14 protein-coding genes and 1 riboswitch are annotated in these 19,545 nt (G+C 39.7%); of the genes, 9 read left to right on the top strand and 5 right to left on the bottom strand.

Features of this window, described 5'->3' with window-relative positions; translation table 11 throughout:
- Nucleotides 1–75 precede the first annotated feature (75 nt).
- Nucleotides 76–1,680, bottom strand: a complete 1,605-nt coding sequence (locus DV942_RS11060) for a S41 family peptidase (protein WP_145857497.1) — start codon at nucleotides 1,678–1,680, stop codon at nucleotides 76–78.
- A gap of 190 nt (nucleotides 1,681–1,870) precedes the next feature.
- Between DV942_RS11060 and murQ the strand changes: the two genes are divergently transcribed.
- The 7 genes from murQ (at nucleotide 1,871) to DV942_RS11025 (ending at nucleotide 10,684) form a co-directional block, all read left to right on the top strand.
- Complete coding sequence (murQ, locus tag DV942_RS11055; protein WP_145857495.1) at nucleotides 1,871–2,674, top strand: N-acetylmuramic acid 6-phosphate etherase; 804 nt, start codon at nucleotides 1,871–1,873, stop codon at nucleotides 2,672–2,674.
- Between the two features lie 106 nt (nucleotides 2,675–2,780).
- Entirely contained in the window at nucleotides 2,781–3,347 is a 567-nt protein-coding gene (locus DV942_RS11050) for a hypothetical protein (protein WP_090984443.1), read from the top strand.
- A gap of 38 nt (nucleotides 3,348–3,385) precedes the next feature.
- A complete protein-coding gene (locus DV942_RS11045; RefSeq protein ID WP_145857493.1) occupies nucleotides 3,386–4,141 on the top strand; it encodes a Bax inhibitor-1/YccA family protein in 756 nt (251 codons plus the stop codon).
- A gap of 288 nt (nucleotides 4,142–4,429) precedes the next feature.
- Nucleotides 4,430–4,533: riboswitch (SAM riboswitch) on the top strand.
- A gap of 134 nt (nucleotides 4,534–4,667) precedes the next feature.
- Nucleotides 4,668–8,366 (top strand): methionine synthase, encoded by a 3,699-nt coding sequence (gene metH / locus DV942_RS11040; RefSeq protein ID WP_145857491.1) that lies wholly within the window; start codon nucleotides 4,668–4,670, stop codon nucleotides 8,364–8,366.
- 134 nt (nucleotides 8,367–8,500) lie between these two features.
- Nucleotides 8,501–9,454 carry a methylenetetrahydrofolate reductase [NAD(P)H] gene (metF, locus tag DV942_RS11035; RefSeq protein ID WP_145857489.1) on the top strand — a complete coding sequence of 318 codons (954 nt, stop codon included), beginning with the start codon at nucleotides 8,501–8,503 and terminating at the stop codon, nucleotides 9,452–9,454.
- 471 nt (nucleotides 9,455–9,925) lie between these two features.
- Nucleotides 9,926–10,189 carry a hypothetical protein gene (locus DV942_RS11030; RefSeq protein ID WP_145857487.1) on the top strand — a complete coding sequence of 88 codons (264 nt, stop codon included), beginning with the start codon at nucleotides 9,926–9,928 and terminating at the stop codon, nucleotides 10,187–10,189.
- Nucleotides 10,190–10,270: 81 nt separating this feature from the next.
- The gene (locus DV942_RS11025; RefSeq protein ID WP_145857485.1) at nucleotides 10,271–10,684 is read left to right on the top strand and encodes a tail fiber domain-containing protein; all 414 of its coding nucleotides are present in this window, start codon (nucleotides 10,271–10,273) and stop codon (nucleotides 10,682–10,684) included.
- Nucleotides 10,685–10,755: 71 nt separating this feature from the next.
- Here DV942_RS11025 and DV942_RS11020 read toward each other — a convergent pair whose 3' ends face one another.
- Nucleotides 10,756–11,190: an REP-associated tyrosine transposase gene (locus DV942_RS11020; RefSeq protein WP_244950889.1), complete on the bottom strand. Its 435-nt coding sequence runs from the start codon at nucleotides 11,188–11,190 to the stop codon at nucleotides 10,756–10,758.
- Between the two features lie 402 nt (nucleotides 11,191–11,592).
- Between DV942_RS11020 and DV942_RS11015 the strand changes: the two genes are divergently transcribed.
- Nucleotides 11,593–11,952, top strand: coding sequence for a hypothetical protein (locus DV942_RS11015; protein WP_090984427.1), 360 nt, complete (start codon nucleotides 11,593–11,595; stop codon nucleotides 11,950–11,952).
- Between the two features lie 106 nt (nucleotides 11,953–12,058).
- On the opposite strand, the gene thrC is transcribed toward DV942_RS11015, so the two are convergent.
- From thrC to thrA, 3 genes are all read right to left on the bottom strand, one after another.
- Nucleotides 12,059–13,366 (bottom strand): threonine synthase, encoded by a 1,308-nt coding sequence (gene thrC, locus DV942_RS11010; RefSeq protein WP_145857483.1) that lies wholly within the window; start codon nucleotides 13,364–13,366, stop codon nucleotides 12,059–12,061.
- 88 nt (nucleotides 13,367–13,454) lie between these two features.
- Entirely contained in the window at nucleotides 13,455–14,387 is a 933-nt protein-coding gene (locus DV942_RS11005) for a homoserine kinase (protein WP_090984422.1), read from the bottom strand.
- A gap of 15 nt (nucleotides 14,388–14,402) precedes the next feature.
- Nucleotides 14,403–16,856: a bifunctional aspartate kinase/homoserine dehydrogenase I gene (gene thrA / locus DV942_RS11000; RefSeq protein WP_090984420.1), complete on the bottom strand. Its 2,454-nt coding sequence runs from the start codon at nucleotides 16,854–16,856 to the stop codon at nucleotides 14,403–14,405.
- Nucleotides 16,857–17,780: 924 nt separating this feature from the next.
- On the opposite strand from thrA, the gene pckA reads away from it, so the two are divergent.
- Entirely contained in the window at nucleotides 17,781–19,376 is a 1,596-nt protein-coding gene (gene pckA, locus DV942_RS10995; RefSeq protein ID WP_145857481.1) for a phosphoenolpyruvate carboxykinase (ATP), read from the top strand.
- The last annotated feature ends 169 nt before the right edge of the window (nucleotides 19,377–19,545 follow it).

Below are 19,545 nucleotides of genomic sequence, written 5' to 3'. Positions count from 1 at the left end.
TGTTTTTTAACAATTTAAAGAAATTTAAAATTTATTTATTGTGTCAATTTCACTTTGGAAGCATATAAAATATGGCTATTGAAGGTTGAGGAGCGCCTGCCTTACCGCATTGTCATTCTGGTTTACAGCTTTATAATAGCCCACATCGCCTAAATAATAGCGGCAAAGTAAAGCTTTAAGATCATTTAAGATCACATTCTTTGAATTGTACAATTGAAACCGGTCTATCGTTATGTTTTTGCGTTGCAGAAATCCGATAAAATCTTTGAAGTCATTATCGTTTATGGTAAAGATGTTGATGTTCTGTTCTACAAAGCTGGCACTGTACCTATTAGTCAGTACATTAAATACATAATCAGAAAGCACTTTTTTGTTCACTAAACCAGTGTAAAACTTATTATAGCCGGTAGTGTCTAATTTTACGAATACGTCTGGTTGGATGCCGCCAACAGGTTTAACTTTTCTATTGTGTTGAATTACCCCTTCCGTTTTCTCAATAGAATCCTGAAAAGAAGTGCGGTCTCCGGTAAGTTCTCCATCCATCATCCGTTCGTCCAACTCATGTTTATAAGCATCATAGCCTTTCTTGTATGATTTTTGGATACTTCTGCCAGAAGGGGTGTAATATCTTGCGATGGTTAAGTTCAATGCAGAGCCATCGCCAAAAGCAAATTGTTCTTGTACCAAACCTTTGCCAAAAGAGCGGCGGCCAACAATAATCCCACGGCCCAGGTCTTGGATAGCTCCGGCAACAATTTCGCTCGCTGAAGCCGTATTTTCATTAATCAAAACAGCCAGTTTGCCATTTTGAAAAGACCCGGTGCCGGTAGAAAAGTAATCAGTCCGAGGCTCATGCTTACCCTGGGTGTATACAATGAGCTTATTTTCTCCCAGAAACTGATCGGCCAGGCCAGTTGCTGCCGTAAAATAGCCACCTCCGTTGTCGCGCAGGTCAAGAATGAGTTTTTTCATCCCCTTTGCTTTCAGGTTATTGGCTGCAGCAGCAAAATCATTATCCGTATTTGCGCCAAATTTACTGATCCGAACATAACCGGTTTCGTTGTTAATCATGTAAGCAGCATCAATACTGCTGATGTTTACCTTACCACGGGTAACCATAATGCGGTTGCTCTGTGATGCGCCCGGGTGTAAGAGCACTACGCTTACACCAGTTCCGGATTTACCTTTAAAACGACCGGTAAGTTGATCTTTAGGCAGGTTTCGTCCGCTTACTATAGCAGTATCAATACTCAAAATCTTATCGCCCAGTTTAATTCCTGCCTGATATGCCGGTCCGTCCTTCACCACCCCTGTAACCATCATGGTATCGTTAAGCATATAATATTCTATGCCTACCCCTTCAAAATTTCCTTCCAGGTTATCGGTCATATCCTGTGCATCGGTTGGTGGCAGGTAAACACTATGTGGGTCGAGCTGGTGCAGAACGCTATCGATAGGTAAGTTCTGAAGCGAATCCGTATTGATGTCATCAACATAATTACCATTGATGATGTGTAAGATTTCGTTTAGTTTTTCGTCGCTGTTTTCAGCTAGCTGCGGACTTTTTTTAACGCCAAAACCTTGGTCTTTAATGAATTTTATGCCCAAAAACATGCCTGCTATTAAGATTATAGAATAGCTTAAAGCGATTAGTATGTTGTTCCTGGTATTTTTTTTCATTGGCGTCACTGCAAATTTATGAAAATTAGCGGGTTGATATATTTTTTAACTGTATTTTCATGTCTTTTGTTTATAATATTTAGCATTAAATAATACCTGCCGCGGTTGGCTGAAATTTATGGCAGATATTTTTTAGATTTTTAACCTAGTTTTTAGAAAGAATTTACCGAATTTTATCAAAATTAAATTTATGAACAGAGTTACCGAGCAAGAGTCTAACTATAAACACATCGATCAGATGTCGGTATTAGAGGTTTTGCAGGGCATTAATAATGAAGATAAAACTGTAGCATTTGCAGTTGAGAAATCTTTGCCTCAGATTGAAAAGTTAACGTCGGCAGTGGCCGGGCGGATGAAAAAAGGTGGGCGTCTTTTTTATATAGGTGCAGGAACAAGCGGTCGCTTAGGTGTAGTAGATGCTTCAGAATGCCCGCCTACTTACGGTGTGCCATTTGATTGGGTTGTAGGAATTATTGCCGGTGGAGATACTGCGATTAGGAAAGCGGTAGAATTTGCTGAAGATGACGCGGAGCAAGCCTGGAAAGATCTTCAGGAATTTGATATTAATGAAAAAGATTGTCTGGTTGGCCTCGCAGCATCAGGTACCACGCCCTATGTAGTGGGCGGATTAAAAATAGCTCGAGAACATGGAGTCTTAACAGGTTGCATTGTTTGTAATACCGGCGGACCTATTGCCGCAGCTTCGGATTTCCCGGTTGAAGTAGTTGTTGGCCCTGAATTTATTACCGGCTCTACGCGCATGAAATCCGGTACAGCGCAAAAAATGGTATTAAATATGCTAAGCACTACGGTGATGGTTCAGTTGGGCCGCGTGGTTGGCAATAAAATGGTCGATATGCAGTTAACCAATCATAAACTGGTAGACCGCGGTACACAAATGGTGGCCAATGAACTGAACATTGGTTATGATGAAGCCGCTGAACTGTTAAGCCGTTATGGAAGTGTACGTAAAGCTGTAGAAGCAGGGCACTAAAAAATGAGAGAAGGATGGAATGATTGAATGAAAAAGTGCTGTGATGTAGAAATGATCTTAACATTTACTCATTCAAAACTCAATCCTTTCAATAATTAAAAAAAGTATGCACGAAATTGAGCCTTATTACCAGTGGAGAGATGATTATATTTCGGCAGAAGATGAGCGTTCGCCATTTTATAACACCGAGTATTCAGAACTTTACTTTGATAAGCAGATCTATAACTTTTTGCTACACCCGCAATGGGATGAGTTTGGCTCTAATACCTTATATATGAAGGTTTTGTATGCCGACTATGACCGCAGTTATGCCATTATAGAGTTTATAGGCGAGTGGAACGATGCCATTAATAACGACATTATGTTGCTAAAACGCGATATTTTGGAGATGATGATGGATGAAGGACTAAATAAATTTATCCTGATAGGTGAAAATGTACTGAATTTTCATGCTTCAGACGATAGTTATTATGAAGAATGGTTTCAGGAAGTAGAAGATGGCTGGATTGTTGGGGTGAATTTTCAGGAACATGTAATTAGCGAATTCCGTGATAACAGCATTGATTATTACATTAACTTTGGCGGTGCGTTTGACAATCTGCCATGGCGTACCTTAAAACCTTTACAGTTCTTTAAAAAAGTTGAAGAACTGCTGACAAAAAGATTGAACTAAATGTTTATTTTTATATCATTTAACATACAAAAATTAAAATGGAACAACAAAATTATCAATATCAAAACAACAGTGTTTTCGTTCAGGAAGGATCTGTTTCTAAAAAATTCTTCGCCAATGTTTTCTTATGGATGTTTGTGGCATTGAGTTTATCAACAGTAGCGGCCTATTTATTTGGAACAAATGAGCAGTTTATGCAATACCTGCTAACCGTTAATCCATCTACCGGTAAAGTTGGTATGTCGATTTTCGGGTACATTGCCATGTTCGCACCACTTGGACTTGTTTTATTAATGAGTTTTGGTTTAAGTAAACTTTCGTATCCTGCGCTTGTAGGTGTTTTTGTTTTATATTCAGTACTAACTGGAGTAAGCTTAAGCTTTATTTTACTGGCTTATACCTCTGGCTCAGTGGTAAGCTGCTTCGCAGGTGCCGCAGGTATTTTCGGTATTATGGCTTTTATGGGCTATACCACCAATATTGATTTGAGCAAATTCGGCCCTATTTTAATGGTAGGGGTAATCGGATTAGTTATTGCAAGCTTGGTGAATATGTTTATTCAAAGCGAACAGTTTAGTTTATTTATGGCATTTATCGGTATTGCCATCTTTACCGCATTAACTGCATACGATGTTCAGAAAATTAAACAGATTGGCCAAGGTATTGAAGCAAGTGGAGAAGAAGTACTTCAGGTAGAATCAAAAAAAATGGCGATTGTTGCAGCATTACGCTTATATCTTGATTTTCTAAATATTTTCTTGTTCTTACTCCGCATTTTCGGTAGCAGAAGATAATGGATAAGTTTTTAGCGATTACCGGCTTTCTGTTAGTTGGCGTATGTATTCAGATGCTGATTACCATTTTTATAACAGATAATGTCTTTGTAGTAAGTTCAGGCAGTGGGATTTGGATGAGCTATATGGGAATTTGGTATAATAAAAAATATGGAAGAAAAGTAAACAGCTAATCTCAAAAACAAAACAATATTCTTAAGGCCGTGCAGAATTGCATGGCCTTTGTAATTTTATTTGGCAGCAAAGCGATAATTTTTGGAATTGATCATGCTTTGTTGCATTTTTGTATGCTTATTAAGAAAGACGGAGGGATTAGACCCAACGAAGTCTTAGCAACCTGTAACCTACAAGGTGCTAAATTCTATTCTGCAAATAGCGGAAACAGATAAGTTTAGGATTACGATTCACGTACCAACTTTTTCAATAAGCCTTTTAGAGACTTGAGACAATAGATTTGAGATTTTAGACATTACGTCTAATCCATTCTCATATCTAATCTCTCATATCTCAAATCTTACAACAACAAATGGGTATAAGAGAAGAATTAGAGAAACGTATTTTGGTGATTGATGGTGCAATGGGTACCATGATTCAGCGATATAACTTAAGCGAAGAAGATTTCAGGGGAGAGCGATTTAAAAACCATCCTTGTGACGTGAAAGGCAATAACGATTTGCTCAATATCACGCGTCCGGATATCATCAAAACGATACACCTGGAGTACCTGGCGTCCGGCGCCGATATTATCGAAACCAATACGTTTAGTACACAGCGCATTTCCATGGCTGATTATCAGATGGAAGACCTTTCGTACGAAATGAGTTTTGAAGGTGCAAGGGTGGCAAAAGAAGCTGTAAATGAATTTATGGCAGCAAATCCTGATCGTAAATGTTTCGTGGCCGGTGCTATCGGCCCAACAAACCGTACCCTTTCCATGTCGCCAAATGTAAACGATCCTGGTTTTAGGGCGGTTTATTTTGATGAGCTGGAAAAAGCTTATTATGAGCAGGTGCGGGGTTTGGTAGATGGTGGTTCGGATGTATTGTTGATTGAAACCATTTTTGATACTTTAAATGCTAAAGTGGCTATTGTAGCCATTAAAAAATATGAAGAGGTAATAGGGCGTAAATTGGAAATCATGATTTCTGGTACCATTACTGATGCTTCCGGACGAACACTTTCCGGGCAAACTGCCGAAGCTTTTTTAAACTCTGTAATGCACGCAAAACCGCTAAGTATTGGTTTTAACTGCGCTTTGGGTGCAAAAGAGATGCGTCCGCATATTGAAGAGCTGGCTACAAAGGCAGGCTGCTATGTTTCAGCTTATCCAAACGCAGGTTTACCCAACGAATTTGGTGCTTACGATGAGCAACCGCACGAAACGGCCCATCTGGTTGATGATTTTATTGCCTCGGGTTTTGTAAATATTGTTGGCGGCTGCTGCGGTACTACACCAGCGCATATTGGCTGTATTGCTAAAAATGCACGAAAAGCCAAACCCAGAAAATTACCGAAACTTCCGCAATACATGCGCTTAAGCGGGCTGGAGCCTGTAACCATTACACCAGAAAGCATTTTTGTGAACATTGGAGAGCGTACCAATATTACCGGATCTCCAAAATTCTCTAAACTGATTTTGGGTGGCGATTATGAAGCTGCATTGGCCGTTGCCTTGCAACAGGTTGAAGGTGGTGCACAGATAATTGATGTGAATATGGACGAAGGAATGCTGGATTCGGAAGCCGCCATGACCAAATTCCTGAACCTCATTGCTTCAGAGCCAGATATCGCCAAACTGCCGATTATGGTCGATTCATCAAAATGGTCGGTGATTGAAAATGGTTTAAAATGCCTGCAGGGGAAAGGGATTGTTAACTCCATTTCTTTAAAAGAAGGCGAAGATAAATTCCGTGAAAGCGCCCGTAAAATTATGCAATATGGTGCAGCGGTAGTGGTAATGGCATTTGATGAGCATGGGCAGGCCGATAATTATGAACGCCGGATCGAAATCTGTAAACGCAGTTACGATATCCTGGTAAACGAAATTGGTTTTTCGCCGGAAGATATCATCTTCGATCCTAATATTTTAACTGTGGCAACCGGGCTGGAGGAACATAATAATTATGCAGTCGATTTTATCAATGCCACCCGTTGGATCAAAGAAAATCTGCCTTACGCCAAGGTAAGCGGAGGGGTTTCTAATATTTCGTTTTCTTTCAGGGGAAATAATGTGGTAAGAGAAGCCATGCACTCGGCTTTCCTTTATCATGCCATCCGCGCAGGTTTAGATATGGGTATTGTAAATGCCGGTATGCTGGAGGTTTACCAGGAAATTCCACCAGAATTGTTAGAAAGGGTAGAAGATGTACTGTTAAACCGCAGGGAAGATGCAACCGAACGCCTGGTCGAATATGCCGATACCGTAAAAACCAAAGGTAAAGAAGTAGTTAAAGATGAAGGCTGGCGAAAAGGTTCAGTTGAAGAAAGATTATCACATGCCCTGGTTAAGGGTATTGTAGAATACCTGGATGATGATGTAGAAGAAGCCCGGCAGAAATACGACCGTCCGATCCAGGTTATTGAAGGGCCATTGATGGATGGGATGAATATTGTGGGAGATTTATTTGGTGCCGGAAAGATGTTTTTGCCTCAGGTGGTAAAATCGGCCCGGGTAATGAAAAAAGCAGTGGCCTACCTGTTACCTTTTATTGAGCAGGAAAAATTGAACAATCCTGATCAGAACCAGAATTCTTCGGCCGGAAAAGTATTGATGGCCACCGTAAAAGGAGATGTACACGATATCGGTAAAAATATTGTAGGCGTGGTACTGGCCTGTAACAACTTCGAAATTATTGATATGGGCGTGATGGTCCCGGCACAGGATATCATCAAAAAAGCCAAAGAAATAAATGCTGATATTATTGGTTTAAGTGGTTTGATTACGCCTTCGCTGGACGAAATGGTTCACTTTGCCAAAGAAATGGAAAGAGAGGGGTTCACCATCCCGTTGATCATTGGTGGCGCAACCACTTCACGCATCCACGCAGCAGTAAAAGTAGCGCCGAATTATTCAGGGCCAGCTATCCATGTATTAGATGCTTCAAGAAGTGTTACCGTTTGCAGTACCTTGATGAATCCGGAAACGAGAGATGAGTATATCGCCGGCATCAAAGCGGAGTATGATAAAGCACGCGAAGCGCATTTAAATAAACGTTCAGATAAACGCTTTAAAACTTTAGAAGAAGCACGAGCAAATAAATTTAAGATTGATTTTCAGCCCGATTTACCGGTTCCGGAATTTACAGGTACCAGGGTTTTCGATAATTATCCCCTGGAAGAATTGGTTCCATACATCGATTGGACACCTTTTTTCCATACATGGGAGCTCCGTGGTAGTTATCCTAAAATTTTCGACGATAAAAATGTCGGCGATGAAGCAAAGAAACTGTTTGATGACGCACAGGTTCTGTTAAAACGCATCCTCGACGAGAAATTATTAACCGCAAGGGCTGTGATTGGTTTTTGGCCGGCAAACGCGGTAGGAGACGACATCGAGTTGAGAGTTGAGAGTGCTGAGTTGGGAGAATCCAAACCCCAAACTCTAAACTCCAAACTAGTCAAAATCCACACCCTTCGCCAACAGGCTGAAAAAGTAGATGGGCAGCCATATTATGCTTTATCGGATTTTATTGCACCAAAAGAAAGCGGAATTCAGGATTATTTTGGTGGTTTTGCCGTAACTGCGGGGATCGGGATTGATGAACTGGTGAATGAGTTCGAGTCTAATTACGATGATTACAACAGCATTATGGCCAAAGCACTGGCCGACCGTTTGGCAGAGGCCTTTGCCGAGCGCATGCATGAACGGGTACGAAAAGAATTTTGGGGTTACGCGCAGGATGAAAACTTAAGTAACCAGGAATTGATTAAAGAAGAATACGCAGGTATCCGTCCGGCGCCAGGTTATCCTGCCTGTCCTGAACACACCGAAAAAGGAACCCTGTTCGAATTGCTTGATGCTGAAAATAAAATTGGCCTACGTCTGACTGAAAGTTATGCCATGTATCCAACTGCTGCAGTAAGTGGGTTTTACTTTGCACATCCAGAGTCAAGATATTTTGGATTAGGAAAAATCACCAAAGACCAGATAGAAGATTACGCCATCAGAAAAAATATGCCGGTTGAAGAAGTAGAGCGATGGTTAAGTCCGAATTTAGCTTATTAACACTTCACTTTTTTCATCCTGAGCGCAACGAAGGATCTTTAAGCGAAGTATGAAGATAACTTGCAGTTAAAAAATAGAAACTGCCATTATGTATGAGATGCTTCATTAGCATTCAGCATGACAATTAACAAGGTATGAAGATTACAGACCATATAAAAAACGCAAAGGGTAAAACCCTGTTCTCTTTTGAATTATTGCCGCCTATCAAAGGGCAAAGCATCCAATGGATCTATGATGCGATAGAGCCTTTGCTGGAGTTTAATCCGCCTTTTATTGATGTAACTTCACTGCGTGAGGATTATATTTATAAAGAGCAGGCTAATGGTTTGCTACAAAAGGTATCTTACCGTAAACGCCCGGGTACCATTGCCATTTGTGCGGCCATCATCCATAAATATAAGGTTGATGCCGTTCCACACCTCATTTGCGGTGGATTTACCAAAGAAGAAACCGAAAATGCACTGATTGATCTTCAGTTTTTGGGAATTGATAACGTGTTGGCTTTGCGTGGCGATGCGCGTAAGGCAGACGGGAATTTTGTGCCAACTCCCGGTGGACACTGTTATGCTACAGATTTAATTGAGCATATTAAGAACCATAACGAAGGTAAATTCCTGCATGAAGATGTAGAAACCTTTAAGAGCGATTTTTGTATCGGCGTGGCAGGTTATCCGGAAAAACACTTCGAAGCACCCAATATGAATACCGATTTTAAATACCTGAAAAAGAAAGTCGAAGCGGGAGCGGAGTTTATTGTTACCCAGATGTTCTTTGATAACCAGAAGTATTTTGATTTCGTAAAGAAATGCAGGGAAAACGATATCAATATTCCGATTATACCGGGTTTGAAGCCTATCAGTACCTTATCACAGTTAAATGTATTGCCTAAAATATTCCATATTGATTTGCCTGATGAGTTAACCGATGCGCTATCACATGCTAAAAACAACAACGAAGCCAAAGAAATTGGTACTGAGGCCATGATCAAACAATGTAAAGAACTGATTGATTTCGGTGCTCCGGTATTACACTTTTATACCATGGGCCGCCCTGAACAGACCAAACAAATTGCAAAGGCTATTTTTTAGTAAAAAACAAGCTGTGTGCTAAATACAGAATTTTCATCCTTGAGGAATATTTATGGTATAAAATCAGTAGGAGTGACAGATAGATTTAAAGTTTTCATTATCTCCAGGAGTGATCGTCATTCCCAACTTGATTGGGAATCTAAAATCGTTGCATTAAGATTCCCGCCTACGCGGGAATGACGACCTAATTAGTGAATTCTGTCAATGGTAGCTTATCAAAAAAACACTGTAAATTGTTGTAGGCATTTCGACACGTCGGCAAGCTCAAAACTGGCTGAACTGAAATTTACAGCAAATTAACTAACCTAAGTTTCGGCGCGAGAAGACTTCGCGGCTGCCATAATGCTGTTAGCCTATTGCTACATTTGAAAATTACACAGAACATTAAGTTTAAATTATTGTTTTAATTTAATAGCATCTATATTTGTAACAATGAAATCAGGTAGTCTTAGATATATATTGATTGTCTGCATGGCGCTTGCCTTTTTCTTAAAAGTGAGTCATGTGGTTTCGTATTTAAGCTATTCAGATCATCAGGTTGAGCTTCTATCTATAAATGATGACGCTCCAGAAAAGGAAGAAAAGAAAACAGAAAGTGAGTTTGCGGTACAGGAAATTTCATTTAACGGAACCTTGTACTTCCCATTTCAGACTTCGAAAAAGGTGATCATACCTGATCATGCTTTCCAACTGGCATACTTTCCAGAGGTTTTAACACCGCCTCCATCCATTTAATACATCTTTTTAGATTTATTTCCTGTTTCGAAAAAACAGAAACAATTTTCTATTTCAAAAATTTCAAAATAATTAATAGATATGAAACGAGCAATTTCATTTGCAGTGCTTTTAATCGCTGCCTCTTTAAAAATCAGTGCACAAGAAGTCGTGCAGAATAATGTTAAACCTGTAGAAAATGCCTTAAGCCAGGTTACCAAGCTGGAGCCAGTAAGTTTTAATTATGATAAAACCTGGGCCGAGAAGTTAAAACTATCTGCCAGACCTCAATATGGTTTTGTTGGAGCTGATGCAAAGGCAGCCGTTCCAAATATTGTTTCGGTGCAGTCCAAAGATTACAGTGCAGGAAAAAATGCTTTTAAAAGTGCTACCATCACCAAGGTAGATTATGAAAGTTTAGTTCCGCTTTTGGTAGCCAGCATCAAGGAGCAACAGCAACAGATCGAGGCATTAAGGCATGAGTTAAAAATGCTAAAATCGCAGGGTGCTAAGTAATTTAGTTGGTCCGGATTTGTAATCCGGACCGATTGTATCCCAGATTTATAATCTGGTTAATTAATATCTAATCATAAATAAACAACTTCCAGCAGGCCTAAACCACCAGCATAGTTTATAGCCGAACTATAGTTGTAATGTTCTGCTTCTGAAACAATTCCCGATTCAATGGGGTTATTATGGATGTAATCCAATTTTTGATCTTTAAATTCATTGGAATATAAAGCAATAGGATGGAAACCATCCTGCCAAAATTTATATTCTTTGTTTTTCATATTGATCCGCGCAGCAAATGAAAACTTATCTAAGAGCCATTCTCTACTTTCATTAATTTCTTGAATCGTTTTTATAATCTTTTTAGAAGTGAATTTTTTAAAGTCCCTGATAATGTCCGAAAGTTTGTAAGTTTCTTTAGCGCTAACAATCATATGTAAATGGCTTGGCATTAAACACCACGCATAAATAATCAATCCTTTTTCTGATTGGCAATACCTAAGGCTTTCAATTATTACTTCGGCGAGTTCTTTTCTTGTAAACGCATCAATTCATCCCACTACTGTTGTTGTAATGAAGTAGATGTCGCTTTGATCAGTAACGGTGTATTTGAAAGCCATATTTTATGAGTTTTAACTAATAATAAGGATTATAAATCCTTAGGCCAAAAGTCGGGATTGCAAATCCCGACTAACTTCGTTGGATGCTGGTCCGGATTTGCAATCTGGACCTATAGTTCTTCAGACTTGTAATCTACTTAGATTAATTTCTAAAGAAATTTTTAATTTAGTTAGGGGTTGTATTAACTAATGTAATGCTATGACTATTTATTTTTACAAATATCTTCCGGCTTAACGTTTAAATTTCTATTTTTATATAACTAACCGATATAAATCTACATTAAAACAATTCTTATGAAAAAGCTTATTCAATTATTGCTGTTTTGTACAGTACTGGCTGTATTACCTTTGCAAAATACCAAGGCAGAAATTAACGTCAGAAAATTTTTTAGCATTGGCTTAAATTTAAGTAACGGAACCAGTGATAACGGATCTATTTACCTCTACGGTCCTACGCCTGTTAGTGCTTATTTTGGTCCGGGCGGAAGTTCATATGGGCCATTGACCGCCGGTACCTATACGGTTATTATTTACACTTCGGCCCCAGGCTCACGCACTTTTAGATTTAATGGACAGGCGATTACCACCAGTTCAGGAAGCGCGACATTTAATAACGTTAGCATTACTTCTACAGCTTTCGCTTCTGTTAATTAAATGAATATTTTCAAGATGGTCCGGATTTGCAATCCGGACCTATGGTTCTCCAGATTGAAATCTGGTCAATTTATCCTTCTAAGTCTACAATCTCGACCAATCCCTATTATCCTTTAAGCAAATATTCTTTAAATCCTTCAAAATCTATCCCTAACTGATCTGCATGTTTAGGTTTGCTTTCTAACGCCTTTACTTGCACCGGGATTTCAATTTTAGCTGCGATCTCCGCTGGGAAAATATCGGGGAATTTACAGGCATGCGCCGTTGATAAGAAAACAGCCGCACTGTTATCTGCAGGGTTTTCATTTCTGTATTTTTCAATAGCTAAATATGCAATTGCGGTATGTGGACAGGCTACGTAATTTAAATTTTTATCTATTTCTTTAATACCCTCCAGTGTTTCATCATCAGTGAAACGGTAAGAAGTAACCATTTTTTTTACCGCTTCCACATCCTGATCAAAAAGATCCATAATGCGGACCCAATTGCTAGGCGCACCAACATCCATGGCATTGGAATAGGTTTGGGTTGATGGCCTGGTTTCATAAACACCACTTTCTAAAAAGCGCGGTACTGTGTCATTAACATTTGTAGCGGCAATAAACTGTTTAACTGGTAATCCAAGTTTATAAGCTAGTAAGCCTGCGCCAATATTTCCAAAATTCCCACTCGGAACAGAAAATATCACATCCTCAAAACCTTGCTTTTTAAGTTGGGCGTAAGTGTTAAAATAATAAAATGTTTGTGGAATCAATCGCGAGATATTGATCGAATTTGCAGAAGTCAACCTGAATTTCGCATTCAGTTCACGATCAGCAAAAGCCTGTTTTACCAAAGCCTGGCAATCATCAAATGTTCCTTTTACCTCAACAGCTCTGATATTTTCGCCGTTGGTAGTTAACTGTAATTCCTGTATCGGGCTCACTTTCCCTTCCGGATAAAGGATCGTTACCCTGGTATTAGGCACACCTAAAAAGCCTAGTGCCACTGCACCACCGGTATCACCCGAAGTAGCAACCAGAACATCCAGCAACTGCTCCCCATCTTTTAAAAAGTAAGCCATTACACGGCTCATAAAACGGGCGCCAAAATCTTTAAACGCTAACGATGGACCATGGAAGAGTTCTAAAACAAAGGTTTTATCATCTAATTGAACTGCTGGTGCATCAAAATTAATGGCATCGTTAATTAGTGCTTTTAAATCTTCAGCCGGAATCTCCTCTTTTAATAGCGTAGAAACTACCTGATAAGCAATTTCAGGTAAAGAATATTGCTCAATATTTTGAACGAATTCGGTATCGAGCTGTGGAATTTCAACAGGCATATATAAGCCCTTATCCTGTGGCATGCTGTTAAAAACGGCTTCTTTGAAAGAGACACGTAAATCTTTATTATTGGTTGAGTATAGTTTCATTTTAAGGTGTAGGGTTTGGGGTGTAAGGTTTAGGGTTAATGGCGCCGAGTATAACCCTACGCCCTATGCCTTTTACCTTACACCTTCTTTAAATTACGCTAGGTCCTTCGGCATTCACCGGAGAAACAAAAGCTTTGCTATTGATATTTATTTTATGTAAATGTTGTTGTTGCAATTTGGTAATTTTTCTGGCCGTTTCTTCATCTTTGGTTAAGGCGAAAACGGATGGTCCGGAACCTGAAATCCCAAATCCAATTGCGCCGTTCTCTGTTGCCAGTTTTCTCATTTCCTCAAAACCAGGAATCAGGATCGAACGTACCGGTTCTACCAGAACATCCTGCATACTTCTTCCAATCAGGTCAAAATCATTCATAAATAGCCCGCTCACTAAACCTGCAACATTTCCCCATTGCTTAACGGCATCGCTTAATGCTACCTTACTGCGAATCATCTGACGGGCATCTTTAGTGGGTACATCAACCTCCGGGTAAACAATTGCAGCATACATGCCTGCAGGAGTGGGTAATGAGATTACATCTAAGGGTTCATAACTTCTTACCAGTACAAAACCACCTAGTAAAGCCGGTGCAACATTGTCGGCATGACCATAACCGCAGGCCAGTTCCTCGCCTTTCATGGCAAAAGGAACCAGTTCCTTAACCGTTAGTAAATCGCCCATTAATTTGTTGATGGCAAATAAACCGGCAACAGTACTGGCAGAGCTTGAACCTAAGCCACTGCCAATAGGCATTTTTTTATGCAATTCAATTTCTACGCCTACATCTAAACGATTGATGTGTTTTAGATAATGCTGAACACTGGCGCTTACGGTATTTTTTTCTGCGTCTAAGGGTAAACGTCCTTCATCGCCGGTTATTTGTTTGATCACCACACCTGGTGTATCGGTAAATCGCATTTCAACTTCGTCACCAGGTTCGTTTACGGCAAAACCCAGTACATCGAAGCCACAAACTACGTTTGCAACAGTTGCCGGAGCGAAAACTTTTATACTATTTTTCATTATGGATTGGCTAAGCTATTTATTTAAAGTACCTACGTTAATGATATCGGCAAAAACTCCGGCGGCGGTCACTTCGGCGCCAGCACCAGGGCCTTTTACTACCAATGGGCGGGTTTTGTAGCGATCTGTAGTAAAAGAGATAATATTATCGCTGCCCGATAGCATATAAAAAGGGTGACTGTCATCTACCATTTGCAGGCTGATTTCTACATTGCCATCTTCCAGTTTACCGATATAGCGTAAAACCTTTCCCTCGCTAGCTGCGGTGTTTTTTAAATTCTCGAAGTAAGCTGCATTGGCCTGTAATTCTGAATAGAAGTCTTCAACAGATGCTGCATTTAAGCAGGCATCAGGCAAAATGTTGTCGATTTTTACATCACTGGCTTCTAATGGATAACCAGCATCGCGGGCAAGGATCAGCATCTTACGCATAAAATCTTTTCCATTTAGGTCGTCACGGGGATCTGGCTCAGTGTAGCCCAGTTCCTGTGCTTCCTTTACTGTTTCGTAAAAACCGGCGTCGCCTTTAAAGTTATTGAAGATATAAGAAATCGTTCCTGATAAAATAGCTTCAATCCGTGCTACTTTATCACCACTCATCATCAGTTCGCGCAGTGTACGGATAATCGGTAAGCCTGCACCAACGTTGGTTTCGTAGTAAAAGTCAACGCCAAATTTACGGGCAGTATCTTTGAATGATTTGTACTGTGCATAATCTGCCGAGTTGCCTTTTTTATTACAGGTAACTACCGAAATACTGCTTTCAAATATGCCCTGGTAAAATTCGATAGGCTGTTCTGCTGCCGTGTTATCAACAAAAACACAGTTGGGCAAATTTAGGGCTTTCATTTTAGCAACAAAACCGGCTAAATCTGCCTGTTCACCATCAGTGTTCAGTTCTGTTTCCCAGTTTTCCAAAGAAAGCCCATTGGCATTGAAGATCATTTTGCGTGTATTGCTGATGCCTGTTACCTTCACCTGGAGATCGTTATTGGCAGCGAGAAAAGGCATTTGCTCTTTCAACTGATTAAATAGGGTTTTGCCGATGTTTCCGGTGCCTAAACAGAAAACGTTCAGTGTTCTTTTCAGCTCGGTAAAAAAGGCATCATGTACTGCATTTACCGCTTTAGATAGATCAGCTGCACTGATGATTACCGAGATGTTGTATTCTGAAGAACCTTGAGCGATTGCCCTTACATTGATGCCATTACGACCTAAAGCGCTGAACAAACGTCCGCTCATTCCCGGCGTGCGTTTCATGTTTTCGCCAACAATGGCCAAAACGGCAAGGTTATTTTCAACTTCTGGCAATTCCAGTTTTTTAGCATCCAGTTCCAGCTCAAATTCTTTTTTGATTAAGGAAATGGCCTGCGAAGCATCTGTTGGTTTAACAGCGAAAGTAATGCTATGTTCTGATGAAGATTGCGTAATCAATACCACATTGATCTGTTCGCGCGAAAGCAGGGAAAATAACCGTCCGCTAAAGCCAGCTTTACCCACCATACCGCTTCCGGTGAGGTTGATGATGCTGATATGATCAATAGAAGAAATTCCTTTAATGGGTAGATTTGATGTTTTTACATCGCTTTTGATGTAGGTTCCAGCGAAATCAGGCTCGAAAGTGTTTTTGATCACAATCGGAATCCTTTTCATAAAAGCTGGGATCATAGTTGGCGGGTAGATTACTTTAGCCCCAAAATAACTCAGTTCCATGGCCTCGGTATAGCTTAGTTCAGGTAATGAAAAAGCCTTTTTAACCATACGGGGATCAGCAGTCATCATACCGTTAACATCCGTCCATATTTCTATTTCTTCCGCATTCAATGCAGCACCCCAAACCGCTGCGGTATAATCAGAACCGCCGCGGCCCAAAGTAGTAACCCTGCCAGCAGCATTGCTGGCGATAAAACCAGTTACAAAAAGTACCTGGTCTTTATTTTCCTGATAAAAATTGTTGATCAGCAGTTCAGTCAATTCAGTATCAACCTTTGCCTGTCCAAAGTTGCTGTCGGTTTTAATCAGTTCAGATCCATTTACATAAAGCGAACCGCCAATGTTCTGTGACGCAATATGGCTGATCATAAAGGTGGAGCAGCGTTCACCATAACTCAAGATCTGATCTTTAGTTTGTAAACTTAATTCACGCAGATTGGTTACGGCCTGCAGTAAATCTTCCAATTCATTAAAAAAGATCTTCAGACGGGTAAACACCGGGTTTTGTGCTGCCGCAGGCAAAAGGGCGCGGATGACAGCAAAGTGTTTGGCCTCAATTTCTTTTAAGTGTGCGTCGTAATCTTCACCACGTTCAGCCATTTCGGCCATATCGGTAAGTAAATTGGTTACACCACTCATTGCCGATAATACAACTACCGGATTATTGTTCTTTTTTTCTTCGCCAACCAGGCGTAAAAGCGTTTTAATGTTCTCGGCCGAACCTACGGATGTGCCGCCGAATTTGAGTACTTTCATTATTGATATGAGGTTTAACTGTTTGTTGCTGCGTTCAACGTTGGTTTGAAATGCACGTTTTTGCAGGTTTCATTCAGCATGGTTTAAAAAAAAAGCGTCCCGATTTTCATCGGGACGCTCTGTGTTTTATGTTTTTTCAATTTACAACAAATTAGCCCCGCTGGTTTATACCGGTGGTAATAATAATCGTTGTAATAATTGAAGTATTAAAATTCATCTTGTCTTGGTGTACTTTATACACCGTAAAGTAGAAGATTATTTTTTTAAAATGCAAATGTTATTTAATTTTTATTTCGAAATTTTTATTAAAACGTTTAAGTAAATGCAATAGCGATATTATCTCGGTCTTCGGGAAATATATTCAAAGGCGCAAAAAAAGCTACTGACGGTTTTACAATAAGGTATGGGAGACACTTTTTTATTAAAAAAGGTGCTTCAGTAGTGCTTTGGGCATTGCAGCCCTGCTAACCGCTAAAGTCCTGATGGTATTGCTGTTTTACTGTCTGTGAGATCGGGAGCTTCCACTTTTATCAGGTTTAATCAACGCGGACTGTTGCTACTATCTAAGTTGCTCGCCTTTCCAGCGCCTAATTATCCCCTCCCTTGGTTAGCCTGCTCCGATGCTTTTAAGAGTAATATCCATAGATGGGACTTAGAATTGATCTTTTAATCAAAGAAGCGTCACTTCTTAAATCCTTATAAGTAGGTGTGATCGTAAGGATTAAACATTACTAAAACCATTTATCTAAATTTACTTAGTGTATATTTTTAATTTTTTTTATGTTTAAAAAATGGTTTTAATCTGTTTAAATTCAGATAATTAAATCATAGTGTATTTGCTACAATATGTAAAAAATTAAGTTTTAAAACTCGTTTTTGTACAGAATAAGTCTTTACCTTTGCGGCACTAACTAACTTATTGTTATGAGCAAAAAGAAACTGCAAACGCCAGATTTAAGCTATTTAAATCTAGGCGATCACATTGCTGTAAAGTACCAATTATCTCCAACGGAATTAATTGATGAAGCCTTATTAAATAAAGAAGGTATGTTGGCCACTTCAGGGGCACTTGCCGTTGACACGGGAAAATTTACCGGGCGTTCTCCTAAAGATCGGTTTATTGTGTGTGACGACATTACCAACGATCAGGTTTGGTGGGGAGATGTAAACATTAAAATCTCTCCTGAAAAATTCGATCAGCTATTTTATAAGCTAACCAATTATCTGGAAGATAAGAAAATATATGTCCGCGATTCTTCCGCCTGCGCCCATCCCGAATATGCGATGTCCATCAGGGTAATTACGGAAACAGCTTATCAGAATCTTTTTGCCCATCATTTGTTTATTCGCCCCGCGGAAGATCAATTGGGGTCAAGTCCAGAGTGGACGATCCTTGCTGCGCCAGGTTTTCTAGCCGATCCGGTATCTGATGGAACCAGACAGCAGAATTTTTCGGTCATCAATTTTACCAAAAAGATGATTTTGATCGGCGGAACCGGTTATACAGGTGAAATAAAAAAAGGAATTTTTTCTGTTTTAAATTTTATTCTGCCAGTATATCATAATACTTTATCCATGCACTGTTCAGCCAATAGCGGTAAAAATGGCGATACCGCTATATTCTTCGGTTTGTCCGGGACAGGAAAAACCACTCTTTCAGCTGATCAGGAAAGAGGATTAATTGGCGATGACGAACATGGCTGGTGCGAAGATTCGGTATTTAACTTTGAAGGCGGTTGTTATGCTAAATGTGTGGATTTAAGCGAAGAGAAAGAACCACAGATTTTTAAAGCAGTAAAATCTGGATCGCTATTGGAGAATGTTGGTTTTTTTCCGGGTACGCAACAGGTTGATTATACTGATATCAGTAAAACAGAAAATACCCGAGTGGCTTATCCAATAGATTATATTGATAATGCCATCTTACCTTCAATAGGAGCTGTTCCAAAAAACATCTTTTTCTTAACTGCAGATGCATTTGGGGTATTACCTCCCATTTCAAAGTTAAATGTAGAGCAGGCGATGTTCCACTTTATGAGCGGTTATACGGCAAAAGTAGCTGGAACGGAAACCGGCATAACAGCGCCTCAATTAACTTTTTCGGCTTGTTTTGGTAAGGCTTTCTTACCGCTGCATCCGTCCAGATATGCCGCATTGTTAGGCGATAAAATGGAAAAACATCAGGTAAACGTGTGGTTAGTGAATACCGGCTGGAGCGGAGGTCCTTATGGCGTAGGGGAAAGGATGAAATTAAGGTACACCCGGGCAATGATTTCCGCAGCTTTAGATGGCAGCTTAGATCATAACAGATATAGGCAACACCATGTATTTAAACTGATGATGCCATTAAGTTGCCCCGGGGTGCCGGATGAAATTTTAGATCCCGCCAAAACATGGGATAATCAGGAAGAATACTTTTTAAAAGCCTATGAACTACTAAATGCTTTTACAGAGAATTTTAAGCAGTTCGACCTGACAAAAGTGCCAAAAAGCAGTCACGTGGCGTTAAAATTATGTTAAATGTGCTTTAAAATGCATTTTTTGAACGAAAAATTTGCAATTCGATTTTTTTTTAGTTTTTATTGTGAAAGAATTGCCTCGGCTGGGGCAATTTTTTTGTTATACACGGTGGTGATTTAGCGGAACAAAATTCTAAGTAACGATTTAATTGCTTATTGATTTATTAATT

The organism is Pedobacter suwonensis (assembly GCF_007833675.1).
In the GTDB taxonomy this organism is placed as follows: Bacteria; Bacteroidota; Bacteroidia; order Sphingobacteriales; family Sphingobacteriaceae; genus Pedobacter; species Pedobacter suwonensis.
Note: the sequence above shows the minus strand (reverse complement) of the source record. Positions and strands in the feature narration are given on the sequence as shown.